The following is a 14944-nucleotide window of genomic DNA, read 5'->3' on the forward strand; positions in this document are numbered from 1 at the left end:
TAATCTCGGTCATAGCGTATCCGGTAAATTCACAGGTATTGGTAAAAGCCGTAAGCCGTAAGCCGTAAGCCGTAAGCCAGCATGCAACCTCTGGTCTCCATCGAAACAAACGGTTTTGACCCGGCTTTTCGTTTTTGACCTTTCTTACAGCTTAAAGCTTATGGCTTACAGCTCCGGGCGAAGCCCGGTTCAGATCCGATAAACGCTCTTCGTCATCACCTTCGACACCAGCCGCATGCCCCAATTCACCGGTAGCGGGAAGCGGCTGCCGCCGGATTCCAGCGCCCAGCGTTCGTGCTGGGCCTCGTCGATGGACATCTGCTCGAGTATCGCCCGCGAACGCTTGTCGTCGATCGGCAGCTTGCGCAGGTGCGACTCCAGATGGCGTCCGACCTGCTCCTCGGTGGCGGCGACGAAGCCGAGGCTGACGCGATCGCCCACCGCTCCCGCCAGCGCGCCCAGCCCGAAGGAGGCAGCGTAGAACGCCGGGTTGAGGTAGCTGGTGCGGCTGTCGAGCTCCTGCAGGCGCTGGTCGCACCACGCCAGATGGTCGATCTCCTCGGCGGCGGCCTCTTCCATGCGTGCCCGCGTATCGCTCAGCTTGGCGGTCAGCCCCTGCCCCTGGTAGAGCGCCTGGGCGCAGACCTCGCCGGTGTGATTGATACGCATCAGCCCGGCCACGTGGCGGCGCTGTTCGTCGTTCAGTGCACCTTCGGGCTGGACGTTGGCCGGTGATGGCCGGCTTGGCTGGGCCGCTTTCGGCACCAGCGTACGCAGTACGGTATCGAACTGATGAATCAGATTGTCGACGCGGGAAATCTGGCGAGTCATGGAAGCCTCCTTGGAAAACACTACCTGAATGTCTGCGCTTCCCTTGCGCTTTTCAGGTCGGTTCAGCCCGGCGGCCACTGCATCCGACGACCGCCGAGCAAATGCATGTGGATATGATAGACCGACTGCCCGCCGTGTTCGTTGCAGTTCATCACCACCCGGTAGCCGTCTTCGGCGAAGCCGAACTGCTTGGCCAGCTTGGCCGCGGTGTATGTGAGCCGACCCACCAGCGCCAGGTCACTTTCCCCGATGTCGTTGAGGGTGGCGATCGGTTTCTTGGGGATTATCAGCACATGCGTCGGTGCCTGCGGATTGATGTCGTTGAAGGCCAGCACGTGTTCGTCTTCGTAGACGATGTCGGCCGAGATCTCGCGGTCGATGATCTTGCTGAACAGTGTCGGTTCCATCGGTACTCCTTCGTCGAAGTTCGCAAATGCCCGCCAACCGCCCCGGCGATCAGCGGAAGCGCCGCTGGGCCAGCAACTGGCGCACCTGCGGCGCGAGAATCAGATCCATCGCCAGCGACAGTCGCGCACCGGGTACCACCAGCGTATTGGGGCGACTCATGAACGAATCATGGATCATGGTCACCAGATAGGGAAAGTCGACCGCCTCCGAGTCGCGGAAGCGGATCACGACGAAGGATTCGCCGTCGTTGGGCACGTCCTGATGCTCGAACGGGTTGGAGGTATCGACCGTCGGCACGCGCTGGAAGTTGATGTGGGTGCGCGACAGCTGCGGCTGAATGTAGCGCACGTAGTCCTGCATGCGCCCGAGGATGGTGTCGATCACCGCCTCCTGGGAGTAGCCGCGCAGCTTGGTGTCGCGATCGATCTTCTGCAGCCATTCCAGGTTGATGGTCGGCGCCACGCCGATCAGCATGTCGACGTGGCGCGCGATATCGAATTCGTGCGTCACCAGACCACCATGCAGGCCCTCGTAGAGCATCAGGTCGGTGCCGCTGGGAATCGGCTGCCAGTCGGTGAAGGTGCCGACCTGCCAGCCGGCCTCGATCATGCGCTTGTCCTCGGCGTGGATGTAGTGCCGATAAGTGCCCTTGCCGCTCTCGCCATACTCCTGGAACAGCGCGTCGAGGCGGTCGATCAGGTTGGCATCGACCGAGAAGTGGGACAGTTCCGCCTTGCGCTCCGGTTCGGCCTGCAGAATCTGCGCCAGTTCCGCCCGCGAGTAACGATGGAAAGCGTCGCCGTCGATAAAGGCCGCGTGCACATCCTCGCGCGCGAACATGCGCTCGAAAGTACGTTTGACGGTGGTGGTGCCGGCTCCCGAAGAGCCGGTGACCGCGATGATCGGGAACTCACGCGACATGCCGTGCCTCCGCCTCGGTGTGAACGCGAGCGCGCGAGTCCGGAGTCTTCCGCCAGCCGGCGGCTTCGAAATGTCGTGTTGTCATTCGCGGCATGCAGAGTTCCCTTGTGCCAGGCGTAACTTCGGGCGCCAAGAACAGGCGCGGTTGCGGGCGCCCATCGAGCAGACGCAGGGAGAGTCCCCGGCCCTTTTTAGCGTTGCCGACGCTCGCGGGCAATCGCGCGGTGGGCGATATCGCGACGGTAGCCGGCACCCTCCCAGCGTACGACATTGATGCCAGCATAGGCGCGCTCGGCGGCGGCGGCGACGCTATCGCCCAAAGCGGTCACACATAGCACACGCCCGCCGCTGGTGACGACGCGACCATCGTCGCTGAGCGCGGTACCGGCATGGAATACCTTGCACCCGGCCGCGTCCGCCGCCTCGAAGCCACGAATCTCGTCGCCCTTGCGATAGCTGCCCGGATAGCCTTCCGCTGCCATCACCACGCCGACCGCAGCGCGCGCGTCCCACTCGCACTCGGCCCGATCCAGACGTGCTTCAAGCGCCGCCTGGCATAGCGCGACCAGATCGCTCTTCAGGCGCATCAGGATCGGCTGGGTTTCCGGATCGCCGAAACGGCAGTTGTACTCGATCACCTTCGGTGCGCCCCCGGCGTCGATCATCAGGCCGGCGTAGAGGAAGCCGGTATAAGGATGCCCCTCGGCGGCCATGCCCTCGACCGTCGGTAGAATCACCTCGTCCATGATCCGCTGATGAACGCTCGGGGTGACCACCGGCGCGGGCGAATAGGCACCCATACCGCCGGTGTTGGGGCCGGTGTCGCCGTCGCCGGCGCGCTTGTGATCCTGGCTGGTGGCCATCGGCAACACGTGCTCGCCGTCGACCATGACGATGAAGCTCGCCTCCTCGCCTTCGAGGAATTCCTCGATCACCACCCGCGCGCCGGCATCGCCGAAGGCGTTGTCCTCGAGCATGTCGCGAATCGCCGCCTCGGCCTCTTCTCGGGTCATGGCCACCACCACGCCCTTGCCGGCGGCCAGGCCGTCGGCCTTGATCACGATCGGCGCGCCCTTCTCCTGGAGATAGGCCAACGCCGGCGCCACTTCGCTGAAGGTTCGATATTCCGCGGTCGGAATCGAGTGCCGGGCCAGGAAATCCTTGGTGAACGCCTTGGAACCTTCCAGTTGCGCGGCGCCTTGCGACGGGCCGAAAATCGCCAGCCCGGCGGCCTGGAAGCGGTCGACGATACCGGCCACCAGCGGCGCCTCGGGGCCGACGATGGTGAGATCGATGGCGTTGTCGCCGGCAAAGGCGAGCAGCGCTTCGAAATCCATCATGTCGATGGCGACGTTGGTCAGCCCCGGCTCCCGCGCCGTGCCGGCGTTGCCCGGCGCGACGAATACCGTTTCGACCTGTGGCGATTGTGCCGCCTTCCACGCCAGGGCGTGCTCGCGCCCGCCCCCGCCGATGATCAGAACCTTCATTGCTAACCTTTCTACGGTGTAATGGATGGTACGGTGTGATTGATGCGCCGTGACCGAGCGGATCGATGAATCGGGCATTATGTCAGAAAGGCAGGCACAATGGCGCCCGTTCATTCCTTGCGCCCAAACGCGGAAAGATTGCGACCGCCATGAACCTGATCCTGCTGGAACCCGAAGACTGGGTGGACGAGAACCACGCCTGCGTGCGAGACACCCGACGCTTGCGTCATCTCAGCGATATCCACCACGCCGCACCCGGCGATCGCCTGACGGTCGGCGCGCTCGATGGCCAACTTGGGCATGGCGAACTGTTGTCGCTGACTCCTCTGGAGGCACGCTTCCGGGTGACGCTGGAGCGCGAGCCACCATCACCGCTGCCGGTCCACCTGCTGCTGGCGCTGCCGCGGCCACGCATGCTGGCGCGCACGCTCGAACACATCGCCGCGCTGGGGGTGAAACGGTTGACGCTGCTGCACACGCGGCGGGTGGAAAAAAGTTACTGGCAATCGCCGGAACTCCGGCCCGACAAGATCCGCCAGCATCTATTGTTGGGCCTCGAGCAGGCACGGGATACGCGCCTGCCGGAAATCACGCTCGAACCACGCTTCAAACCCTTCGTCGAGGATCGGCTACCCACGCTGATGGCGGGGCGTCGCGCGCTGCTGGCGCACCCGGGAATGGACATGGCCTGCCCCCGGGGCATCGATACACCGACGCTGCTGGCGATCGGCCCCGAGGGCGGTTTCATCGACTACGAGGTCGAGCGGCTGCTCGGCCTGGGTTTCGAGGGAGTTCACCTGGGCGAGCGCATTCTGCGTGTCGAGACCGCCGTGACCGCGCTGCTGGCACGGCTATTTTAAACCGCGCCGCGAGCCAGCCAGGTTCGCGGATTGCGGATCAGTTCGACGCCGAGAAAACGGCGTGCCGCCATCCCGAGCTTGTCGAGCCGTGCTGCTGCCTCGCCGTCCCCGCCATCCAGCCACAACAGCGTGGGCAGCCGTCCGACTTCGACGGTCATCCGCTTGAGTTGGCGATAGTCGGCGGTGATGTCCGCCTGCCATGCGTCGAGCCACAGCAGGGCGTAGGATGGCGCCCGACCAGGCGCTTGCGTCAATCCCACCGCTTGCCAGCCTTTCCCGCCCGGCGATGGCAACCGCGCCAGGGCTCGTTCGAGCGCCACCGGCTCCGGCCGGCCCAGCACCAGCAGCGTTGCGTTGTCATGTTGCTGGTGCCAGGCGCGCAGCCCAGCGGCCTGATCGCTCATGCTGCGGGAACGCTCGGCTGCGGCTTGACCACACCGGTCCGGCTCAGAGTTTCATGCGCGCTGAATACGTCCAGCAACCCTTCCAGCAGCGCCTTGGGGCGGCGGCCGCAGCGACGCTGGGCGATCCCCGATATTCGCGCGCGAACGTCCATCGCCCAGGGGGCTTCTTCCTGCGCCAGACGCAGAGCCAAGGCTGCCAGCGCGGCGGCCAGTTGCCAGCGCTGGGCGCGGTCTTCGAGCGCCGGCCGGCGCGCCGCCAGCAGCTGGTTGGCCTGACGCGCCAGACCCGGCAGCGCTTCCAGCGCCAGCGCCGAGGCCAGGCGCGAAGCCGTGTCGAAGCCAGGCTGGGCGTTGCTGAGCCAGTAGCGGCAGCCGAGCCGGCGGCCATCGTCGGCATCGTGCCAGACGCCCTGCCAGGCGATCACCGGCAGACCATCGGGGTCGTCGCACCGGCGGCTCAGGGTGGTTTCCAGCCGCCACACTCGCAAGCTGGCACGCCGTCCGCGATGAAGTACATCCTGCGCGGCCTGTTCTTCGCCCAGTTTCAGTGCCTCGGACAGCGGCAGCCACTCGCCGGCATGGCGCACGCGGCGACTGCCCGTGACGCTGGAGAGCCAGCCCTGCCGGCGCGCATCGAGGCGGGCGAGAGTAGCGAGATCCGGCAGTTGCCCCAGCAGATGCCACTGCGCACCCAGCGACTCGGCCCACTCGAACTGCGCTTCGCTGCCGGCGGGTAGCCGGTAACGCGGCCACACCAGCGGCTGCGGCATTCCCTGCCAATCCAGCGTGACCAACGGCATCGCCTGCTCGATGCCGCTCACGGCAGTGGATTTCGACCACCACAGCGCGTGTTCCGCCTGGCTGCCCACCAGCAGGTTCTTCTGGGTCATGTCGGCCATCAGCCGTGCGAACGTCTTGCCCGGGTCGCCCTCGCCACGGCGCTGCGTGTCTTCTGCCTGGCCGGCCTGGGCCCAGACCTGCTCCAGCAAGGTCGTGCCGAGGAGGTGGCTGCGCAGGCTGGCAAGGGTCGCTTCCAGCGCATCGCCCTGGCGCAGGATGCCTCGAGACAGCGCCTGCTGGCGCCCCTGAGCCGGCGGCAACCGCTGTGCCGAGAAATCCGGTAAAAACGGCGATTCGCCCCCTTGCACCAACGCTTCGGCCAGCAGGGCCTCGGTATTCACCGTTTCCAGATCCTCCGGTACGCGCTGGCCGCGCGAGAGATAGCAGAGCTTGAGCCGGTGACGGATGACCACATCCAGCACCGGCCCCAGGCGGGCGGCTTCGTCTAGCTTGGTCAGGATGCAGCCCCACAGCGGCTCGCCGGCTTCGGTGGAGGCCTGCTGCCAGGCTTCGATCACCTGCTCCAGCGTGTCGCCATGGCGGGCCGCGTCCAGCACCAGCAGCCGGCGTACCGTCACCGGCGCGCTTCCTAGGCGGGATATCTCCCCCATCAGACGCTGGTCGCGCTGGCTCATGCCGACGGTGTCGACGACCATCATGCGCTTGCCGTCGGAGCGTCCCATCAGGGATCGCCGCGGCTGCACCAGACGGCCGAGCAGGCCACCCAGATCGCCCTGCTCGTCCAGCGCATGGATTTCGACCCCGAGCAGGCGGGCATAGATACGCAACTGCTCGGCGGCACCGATACGGTAGCTGTCCGTGGTCACCAGCGCGGTCTCCCGCGGGCCGTGACGCATCACATAGCGCGAAGCCAGCTTGGCGGTGGTGGTGGTCTTGCCGGCGCCGGTCGGGCCGACCAGCGCGAACACGCCGCCCTGATCGAACAGGGCATCTTCGCGTTCGAGCCGCTCGAGCCGGGCGGCGAGCTGGCGTACCAGCCAGGCATCTCGCACAGACTCGGCGGACTCTCCGGGAGCCAGCACTTCCTCGGGAATATCCTGCACCAGCTCCTCGGTCAGCAGCGCACTGAAGCCGGCCTGGAGCAGGCGGTGACGCATCCACGCCAGAGCGTCCCGGCGGGGGTCTCCGATCGACGGCGCAACCGTCTCGCGCAGCAGCGTGCGCATCTCGTCGAGCATCCGGCGGTTGAATGCCTGCCAGTCCGGCGGCACTGCCACCGCTTCGGGCTCGGCGCCGGCGGCTTGCGGCGAGGCCGTGAGTGCCTGTTCGTGCGCCTGCTCGGACATGGCGATGATCTCGACGCCGCCCTCGACCATGCGATTGGACAGGATCAGGACATCTTCGCCCAGCGCCATGCGTACCTGACGCATGGCATCGCGACTGTTGGCTCCCGTGAATCGTTGCACTCCCATGACTTGCCCCGTGGCGCGCCGGCGCCGATATGCTCCGCCGCCGGCTGCAGCGCTCTCATCAACGAAAGCGCCCAGTGTGGCACGGCGGGAAAGGGATCAAATAACGGAAAACGCGTCGAACCGATGCCAATTCGGCGGCGCTGGGCGTCGGATCGAATTCAGCCGCCCTCTTAACTCTCGGTGAGACGCTGGATCAGCGCTTGCGTGGGATAACCGTCGGGGATCGCGCCGATGCTGCGCTGATAGGCGCGCAGCCCCGCGCGGGTATTGGGGCCGACCAGGCCGTCCGGGGTGCCGACATCGAAGCCATGATCGTTGAGCGCCTGCTGCATCCGGCGAATCTGGCTGCGCGACAGCGCCGGTTCGGCGCGCGGCCACTCGCCTTGTATACCCGGCCGACCGGCGATGCGATCGGCCAGCGTCGCCACCGCCAGCGCATAGCTGGTCGAGGCATTGTAGCGCATGATCACGCGGAAGTTCGGGCCGACCAGAAAGGCCGGCCCCTTGGCACCGGCCGGCGCGATCACCGCGGCTTGATCGAAGTTCGGCAGCGGCTCTCCAGTGACGCTCTTCACCCCCTGGGCGGCCCACTCACGGCTGTCGTGACGCACCGAAAGCTCGGTCTGGGCGTAGTCGAAACCGGGCGGTAGCGTGACTTCGGTCCCCCAGCGCTGGTCACGCTGCCAGCCGGACTTGGCCAGGTAGTTGGCGGTCGATGCCATGACATCGGGGATGCTGCCCCAGATATCCCGTCGGCCGTCACCGTCGTTGTCCACGGCATACGCCAGGAAACTGCTCGGAATGAATTGGGTATGTCCCATGGCCCCGGCCCAGGAGCCGCGCATCCGCTCACGGTCGATATCGCCGTCCTGCAGGATCTTCAATGCCGCCATCAGCTCACCGCGGGCGAAGGACTGTCGGCGGCCGTCGTAACCCAGCGTCGCCAGCGCGTCGATGGTTTCGAAATCGCCGAAGTTGCTGCCGTAATTGCTTTCGATTCCCCAGATGGCCACGATGATTTCACTGGGCACACCGTACTGCCGTGCCACGGAGGTCGCCGTGTCCCGATTGGCCTCGAGGCGTTCGCGGCCGTTGGCCACGCGCTGCGGCGACACGGCGGTATCCAGATAGCTCCAGATCTGGCGGGTGAACTCCGGCTGCGAGCGGTCCAGTTCGAGAATGCGCGGCTGGAAACTGGCCCGATCGAAGGCTTCCGCCAGGGTCGTCTGATCGATCCCCTCGGCCGCCGCCTGGCGCCGAAAGTCGTTGACCCATGCCTCGAAGCCGGCAGCGTCCCGGTTCGGGACCTGCTCGGGCGACCCGACGCCGGTATCGGAAGATGCCGTCGGCGTACCCGATGATGTCGAACCTTGCTGCTGCTGTGCCGCGGGAGCATCGCCATCCTGCGCCGTGGAGGAAGCTGCGGGCGCCGTGGCCGCCGACGGGGGGTGGGTGTCGGCGACACTTTGACAACCCGCCAGGGCCAGCGACAGACACAGCGAGAGGGTGGCAGAACCTCTGATCGGAGTTACACGCTTCACGGAGCTTCTTCCTTAATGCCGGGTATCCTTGGGAACCACCGTCATCCCGCTTCCGGTGACGGTCGCGTCAGCAGTGTAGCGCATCCCGGCCAGGAGGAAATCCCGGCCGAGTCACTGCGACCGATTGCCTCAGGAGGGCGATTCGAAGCTATGGCTAGGCACAGACCGGCGTGATAGAGTCGGTCGAAAGCTACCGCTCGGCTCCCACAAATATCTAACATTTTCAATAATCTTGCCGGATACGGCCAATCGCCGAGCGTTCTGAAGGGAGGAGAGACACCATGCCGGGCCACATGCCTAGCCAGCTATCGCTGACATGCGCGACCTGCCGTATCGGTGCCCAGACTCTGTCGTCCGATGCCGGCACGATGACGGTTCAGGACAGAACCCCTGCCTGGATGCTGGCACCCCGCGGCGTTCGCCGCCCCTATCTGACCGATCCTCCCCAAGGTCGCTGACTGGCGTGGCGGTCGTCCGACGCCAACCGGCGAATGCTCGCCGTGGCGCGGCCGCACCTGTATAGCAACACGTCCGTTCCTGTGACGAATGCTCGTGCCGCCTAGTGCGGAAAAGATCATCAGGCCATCGCATCCAGCATAACGGAAGGCCGTCTGCCTTGTGCTTGACGCCATGCGCTGCGAGCGACATCGCATACACTTAACGCGAACGATGTCCGGAACATCGGGATGCCTGCGAGAGAAGGGAATGCCAACCACCGGTTGCCGTCGTTTGGCGGGGCCGATGGCCGAACTCTTCTGGCCCAATAATAGAGCGACACTTTCATGTCATTGCCGCTGATCGTCCTGCTACCGCTGCTGGGTAGCTTGATGCCACTGCTGAGTTCGAACCGGCAACGCAATCTGAATGCGTTGTCCTCCGCCCTGCTTCCCGCCATCGCACTCGGCATCGTCATCGCTCACGCACCAAGCGTTCTCGCGGGTCAGGTCCTGCGCTTCAGCCTGAGCTGGATTCCTCAGCTCGGACTCGATCTGGCCTTCCGTCTGGATGGGCTTTCGCTGCTCTTCGTGCTGCTGATTCTCGGCATCGGGCTGCTGATCATTCTCTATGCGCGCTATTACCTGTCACCGGAAGACAGCATGCCGCGTTTCTACTCCTACCTGATGCTGTTCATGACCTCGATGATCGGCATCGTGATGGCGGACAATCTGCTGCTGCTGTGGGTATTCTGGGAGCTGACCAGCCTCTCTTCTTTCCTGCTCATCGGGTACTGGTATCAGCAGAGCGAGGCGCGCCGCGGCGCACGCATGGCGCTGGCGATCACCGGCATGGGCGGTCTGGCGATGCTGGCCGGCTTCCTGCTGATCGGCCACGTCGTGGGCACCTTCGACCTGCAGACGGTGCTCGACAGCCGCGAGCTGATCCAGGCCGATCCGCGCTACCTGCCAGCGCTGCTGCTGATCCTGCTGGGTGCCTTCACCAAATCGGCCCAGTTCCCGTTTCACTTCTGGCTGCCCCACGCCATGGCCGCGCCGACTCCGGTCTCGGCGTTTTTGCATTCGGCGACCATGGTCAAGGCCGGGGTGTTTCTGCTGGCCCGGCTGCATCCGGCATTGGCGGGCTCCCAGCTATGGCTCTACATCGTCACCCTTACCGGCCTGGTGACGATGATCTACGCGGCCTATTTCGCCTTGCTCAAGTATGACCTCAAGGGCGTGCTGGCGTTTTCCACCGTGAGCCACCTGGGGCTGATCACCATGTTGTTCGGGCTCGACAGCAAGATGGCGGTGGTCGCCGGGCTGTTTCACATCATCAATCATGCGCTGTTCAAGGCCTCGCTGTTCATGTCTGCGGGCATCGTCGACCATGAGGCCGGTAGTCGGGATATCCGCAAGCTCAGCGGGCTGCGCCGCAGCATGCCGATGACCGCGGCACTGGCCGGGCTCGCCGCGGCGTCGATGGCCGGCGTGCCACTGCTCAACGGCTTCCTGTCGAAGGAAATGATGCTCACCGAAACGCTGGAAACCGGCATTCTCGGCGGGCTGGCATGGCTGATCCCGGTGCTGGCGACCGTGGGCAGCCTGCTCTCGGCGGCCTATTCGCTGCGCTACGTGCGCAACGTGTTCTTCGGCCCCGAAGCCAAGGAGCTACCCAAGACCCCGCACGAGGCACCGTTCATGATGCGCTTGCCGATGCTGGTGATGGTGACGCTGTGTGTCGTTATCGGCCTGCTACCCGCGTTGATGGTCACCGGCATTCTCGAGGCGGCGGCGCAGGCGACTCTCCTCCCACCACGGCCCGAACTGCATCTGGCCCTCTGGCACGGGTTCAATCTGCCGCTGCTGATGAGCGTCATCGCACTGGCCGGCGGTATCGGGCTCTATACGGTGCGCCGTAACCTGTTCAGCTTCCAGCGTCAGTTCACGCAGCGTAACGCGCTGATGACCTTCGAGTTCAACGTGCGCCGGCTACTGGGCTGGACCCAACTGGGCATCGACCGGCTGGAGAATGGCTCGCTGCAACGCTACATGCTGTGGCTGATCGTGGTGGTGCTGTTTCTGACCGCCAGCGGCCTACTCGACTTGAGCCAGTTGAAAGGCTCCCGCGAACTGCAGCCGCTTGATGGCTTGCTGATCGTCGGCGGTGTGATCACCATCCTCGCCGGGTTGGGCACGGCGATCCTGCATCGCCGTCGCCTGGTCTCGCTGATGATGCTGTCGGTCGTCGGCCTGATGGTGTCGCTCGCCTTCGCCCGCTTCTCCGCCCCCGACCTGGCACTGACCCAGTTGGCGGTCGAGGTGGTGACGGTGATCCTGCTGATGCTGGCGCTGTTCTTCCTGCCCCAGCGTACGCCGAAGGAGTCCAGCGGTACCCGCATCGTGCGCGATGTACTGCTGGCGGCCGGCTTCGGCGGCATCGTCGCCAGTCTCAATTACGCATTGCTGACGCGCCCGCTCGAGAGCATATCCAGCTTCTTTCTGGAGAACAGTGTCAGCGGCGGCGGCGGCCACAACGTGGTCAACGTCATTCTGGTCGACTTCCGTGGTTTCGATACGCTGGGCGAGATCACGGTGCTGTGTATCGCCGCCGTCGGTATCTACAAGTTACTCAACCGCCTGCGGCTGTTCATGCCCTCGAGCGACAGCGAAGGACGCCCCTGGTCGAGGGACCTCCATCCCATGCTGCTGGCGACCGTCTCCCAGACCCTGCTGCCGCTGGCGCTGCTGGTATCGGTGTTCATCTTCTTGCGCGGCCACAACGAACCCGGCGGCGGTTTCATCGCCGGCCTGGTGACGGCGGTGGCGCTGATTCTGCTGTACATCGCCCGTGGCGTCGACTGGGCCCAGGAGCGATTGTCGTTCCAGTATCAGCCGATCGCCGTCGCCGGCGTCGTCATCGCCGCGCTGACCGGCCTCGGCAGTTGGTTCTTCGGACACAATTTCCTGACCTCGGCCTTCGGCCACTTCTCGATTCCTTACATCGGCGAGGTCGAACTCGCGACCGCGATGCTGTTCGACCTCGGGGTCTACCTGACCGTCGTCGGCGCCACGCTGATGATTCTGGCCAATCTGGGCAAGCTGACCACACGGCACCGGCCCAGCAAAGAGAACGAAAAGGAGACCCTTTGATGGAAGCGCTGTTTGCCGCCGTGACCGGTTTCCTCGCCGCCAGCGGCCTCTATCTGGCCTTGCGCGGACGAACCTTTCCCGTCGTCGTCGGGCTGACCTTGCTCTCCTACGCGGTCAATCTGTTCCTGTTCTCCACCGGCGGACTCACCACCGATGGCGCCGCCGTGATACAGCAAGGCGTGAGCCACTATGCCGATCCGCTGCCCCAGGCCCTGGTGTTGACGGCGATCGTCATCGGCTTCGCCATGACCGCCTTCTCGGTGATTCTCGCCATGCGCGTACGCGGCGACCTGGGTAGCGATCAGGTCAACGACCAGCGTGCCGAAGAGTCCCGGGAGGACAAGTCGTGATGCAGCATCTGATCGTCCTCCCGATTCTGCTACCGCTGTTGAGCGGGCTTGCGATGCTGGCCAAGCGCGATGCGAGCGTATTGCCGCGACGTGCCATTGGCATGATCAGCACCGGGTTGCTGGTGGTTGTCGGCATGCTCCTGGTCGCCCAGAGCGCCGGTGGCCAGATCACCTATTACGCTCTGGGCGACTGGCAGCCGCCGTTCGGCATCATCCTGGTGCTCGACCGGCTCTCGGCATTGATGGTGTGCCTGACCAGCTTCCTGGCGCTGGGCAGCCTGGCTTATGCCTGCGCCGGTGACGACATGAAGGGCAGTAATTTCCATGGGCTGTTCCAGCTACAGTTGATGGGGGTCAACGGGGCCTTCCTGACCGGCGATATCTTCAACCTGTTCGTGTTCTTCGAGATCCTGCTGATCGCCTCCTATTCGCTATTGATGCACGGTGGCGGCAAGGAGCGCACGCAGGCGGGCTTCCACTACGTGGCGCTCAACCTGGCCGGTTCGGCGATGTTCTTGATTGCGCTTGGGGTGCTCTACGGCACTACCGGCACGCTCAATATGGCGGACATGTCGCTCAAGGTGGCGGAGCTCGATCCCAACCGGCTGGGCCTGCTCAAGGCCGGCGCTTTCATGCTGCTGGTGGTATTCGGCTTGAAGGCGGCGATCCTGCCGCTCTATTTCTGGTTGCCCCGCGCCTACAGCAACGCACCGGCACCGGTGGCGGCGCTGTTCGCGATCATGACCAAGGTCGGGGTCTACGCCATCCTGCGCGTCTATACCCTGATCTTCGGCGGCAAGGCCGGCGAGCTCGCCGATTTCGTCCAGCCCTGGCTGTGGTGGTTCGCGCTGGCCACGCTGGCGTTGGGCGGCGTCGGCGTGCTGTCGGCTCGCGACTTGCGCAGCCAGGTTACCTATCTGCTGTTGATTTCGGTGGGAACGTTGCTGGTCGGCGTGAGCATGAACCGTGAGGCGCCGATCGCCGCCCTGCTCTACTACATGATCCATACCACGCTGGTCAGTGGCGGCCTGTTCCTGCTCGCCGACGCCATCGGCGAACAGCGAGGCAAGGCCAGTGCGCGTATCGTGCCCGGACGCGGCGTCACCCAGCCGGCGCTGCTGGGGCTGTTCTACTGCGTGGGTGCCGTTACCGTGGTCGGCTTACCGCCACTCTCCGGCGCCATTGGCAAGGCCTTGTTGCTCGAATCGGCACTACCCGATGAACAGCCCTGGCTGTGGTCGATACTGCTGCTCAGTAGTCTGGCGGGATTGGTGGCGATGTCCCGCAGCGGCTCGACCGTGTTCTGGAAGGCGGGCCGGAGAGACAGCGAGGGGCCGCGCCTGAAAGCCATGATGCTGACAGGCCTGATCCTGCTGCTTGGCGCGTCACCGATACTGTCGATCCTGGCCGGACCGATCACCGAGTTCACTCGGGCCAGCGCCGTGCAACTGCTCAATCACGGCGCCTATGTCGAAGCGATCCTGCCCCACAACGTTGCCGGAGGTGGCCCATGATTCCTCCCACTCGCTGGCTGCCGATGCCGGTGCTGTCACTGTTGCTGTTAATCGTGTGGCTGTTGCTGCAGCAGAGCATCGCGTTGGGCCAATGGATTCTCGGTGGCGCGCTGGCCATTGTCATTCCCGTCGTCTGCCGTCCCTTCTGGGAGCGTCAGCCGACGATCAAGCGGCCATGGAAGCTGATCGTGTATATCCTGCGCGCACTGAAGGACATCGTGGTGGCCAACCTGCAAGTGTCCAAGCTGATCCTTGATCCGCGCGGCCGCATGCGCCCGGCTTTCGTCGAGTACCCGCTGACGCTGAAGGAAAACTTTCCGATCACGATTCTCGCCAGCACCATTACCCTGACGCCGGGGACCGTCTCCGCGCATTTGCGACTCGATGGCCGGACACTGTTGATCCATGCCCTCGACGTCGCCGACATCGACAATCTGGTCGACGAGATTCACCAGCGCTACGAGCGCCCCCTGATGGAGATCTTCGAATCATGATCGATATCGCCCTGTGGATCGCCCTGGCGCTGTTCTGCGCCGCGGTGGCACTCAATTTCTATCGCGTGGTGATCGGTCCCAGCCTGCCGGACCGGATTCTCGCCGTGGATACCATGTACATGAACTCGATCGCGCTGATCGTGCTGTTCGGCATCTGGCTAAATGGCAAGAACTACTTCGAGGCGGCACTGCTGATCGCCATGCTCGGCTTCGTCAGCACCGTCGCCGTCTGCAAGTACCTGCTGCGCGGCGATATCATCGAATAGGAGAGGCA

General features: G+C 64.7%; 14 protein-coding genes. 7 read left to right on the forward strand and 7 right to left on the reverse strand.

The window, feature by feature from the left end:
* Positions 1 to 189 precede the first annotated feature (189 nt).
* From coq7 to purD, 4 genes are all read right to left on the reverse strand, one after another.
* Entirely contained in the window at positions 190 to 831 is a 642-nt protein-coding gene (coq7, locus tag DOM57_RS10060) for a 2-polyprenyl-3-methyl-6-methoxy-1,4-benzoquinone monooxygenase (protein WP_110649076.1), read from the reverse strand.
* A gap of 62 nt (positions 832 to 893) precedes the next feature.
* Positions 894 to 1238, reverse strand: a complete 345-nt coding sequence (locus tag DOM57_RS10065; RefSeq protein WP_110649077.1) for a histidine triad nucleotide-binding protein — start codon at positions 1236 to 1238, stop codon at positions 894 to 896.
* A 49-nt stretch (positions 1239 to 1287) separates the two neighbouring features.
* Entirely contained in the window at positions 1288 to 2160 is an 873-nt protein-coding gene (locus DOM57_RS10070; protein WP_110649078.1) for a phosphoribulokinase, read from the reverse strand.
* Positions 2161 to 2351: 191 nt separating this feature from the next.
* Positions 2352 to 3647 carry a phosphoribosylamine--glycine ligase gene (purD, locus tag DOM57_RS10075; RefSeq protein WP_110649079.1) on the reverse strand — a complete coding sequence of 432 codons (1296 nt, stop codon included), beginning with the start codon at positions 3645 to 3647 and terminating at the stop codon, positions 2352 to 2354.
* A gap of 149 nt (positions 3648 to 3796) precedes the next feature.
* On the opposite strand from purD, the gene DOM57_RS10080 reads away from it, so the two are divergent.
* Entirely contained in the window at positions 3797 to 4507 is a 711-nt protein-coding gene (locus DOM57_RS10080; RefSeq protein WP_110649080.1) for a 16S rRNA (uracil(1498)-N(3))-methyltransferase, read from the forward strand.
* Here the strand turns inward: DOM57_RS10080 and DOM57_RS10085 are convergent.
* The 3 genes from DOM57_RS10085 to DOM57_RS10095 all read right to left on the reverse strand — a co-directional run bounded on the left by DOM57_RS10085 (position 4504) and on the right by DOM57_RS10095 (position 8725).
* A complete protein-coding gene (locus DOM57_RS10085; protein ID WP_110649081.1) occupies positions 4504 to 4911 on the reverse strand; it encodes a hypothetical protein in 408 nt (135 codons plus the stop codon). The two genes, DOM57_RS10080 and DOM57_RS10085, sit on opposite strands and share 4 nt — an antisense overlap.
* Positions 4908 to 7184, reverse strand: coding sequence for a flagellar biosynthesis GTPase FlhF (gene flhF / locus DOM57_RS10090; RefSeq protein WP_110649082.1), 2277 nt, complete (start codon positions 7182 to 7184; stop codon positions 4908 to 4910). The genes DOM57_RS10085 and flhF overlap by 4 nt, the downstream gene beginning before the upstream one ends.
* A gap of 170 nt (positions 7185 to 7354) precedes the next feature.
* Positions 7355 to 8725: a lytic murein transglycosylase gene (locus DOM57_RS10095; RefSeq protein ID WP_239496175.1), complete on the reverse strand. Its 1371-nt coding sequence runs from the start codon at positions 8723 to 8725 to the stop codon at positions 7355 to 7357.
* 281 nt (positions 8726 to 9006) lie between these two features.
* On the opposite strand from DOM57_RS10095, the gene DOM57_RS21780 reads away from it, so the two are divergent.
* The 6 genes from DOM57_RS21780 (at position 9007) to DOM57_RS10120 (ending at position 14936) form a co-directional block, all read left to right on the forward strand.
* Positions 9007 to 9183 (forward strand): hypothetical protein, encoded by a 177-nt coding sequence (locus DOM57_RS21780; protein ID WP_162619506.1) that lies wholly within the window; start codon positions 9007 to 9009, stop codon positions 9181 to 9183.
* Positions 9184 to 9507: 324 nt separating this feature from the next.
* Positions 9508 to 12312: a monovalent cation/H+ antiporter subunit A gene (locus DOM57_RS10100; RefSeq protein ID WP_110649083.1), complete on the forward strand. Its 2805-nt coding sequence runs from the start codon at positions 9508 to 9510 to the stop codon at positions 12310 to 12312.
* The gene (locus tag DOM57_RS10105) at positions 12312 to 12662 is read left to right on the forward strand and encodes a Na+/H+ antiporter subunit C (RefSeq protein ID WP_110649084.1); all 351 of its coding nucleotides are present in this window, start codon (positions 12312 to 12314) and stop codon (positions 12660 to 12662) included. The genes DOM57_RS10100 and DOM57_RS10105 overlap by 1 nt, the downstream gene beginning before the upstream one ends.
* Entirely contained in the window at positions 12659 to 14176 is a 1518-nt protein-coding gene (locus DOM57_RS10110; protein ID WP_110649085.1) for a monovalent cation/H+ antiporter subunit D, read from the forward strand. Before DOM57_RS10105 ends, DOM57_RS10110 begins: the two co-directional genes overlap by 4 nt.
* The gene (locus DOM57_RS10115; RefSeq protein WP_110649086.1) at positions 14173 to 14670 is read left to right on the forward strand and encodes a Na+/H+ antiporter subunit E; all 498 of its coding nucleotides are present in this window, start codon (positions 14173 to 14175) and stop codon (positions 14668 to 14670) included. Before DOM57_RS10110 ends, DOM57_RS10115 begins: the two co-directional genes overlap by 4 nt.
* Positions 14667 to 14936 (forward strand): K+/H+ antiporter subunit F, encoded by a 270-nt coding sequence (locus DOM57_RS10120; protein ID WP_110649087.1) that lies wholly within the window; start codon positions 14667 to 14669, stop codon positions 14934 to 14936. The genes DOM57_RS10115 and DOM57_RS10120 overlap by 4 nt, the downstream gene beginning before the upstream one ends.
* The last annotated feature ends 8 nt before the right edge of the window (positions 14937 to 14944 follow it).

Source organism: Salinicola peritrichatus (assembly GCF_003206715.1).
Taxonomy (GTDB): domain Bacteria; phylum Pseudomonadota; class Gammaproteobacteria; order Pseudomonadales; family Halomonadaceae; genus Salinicola; species Salinicola peritrichatus.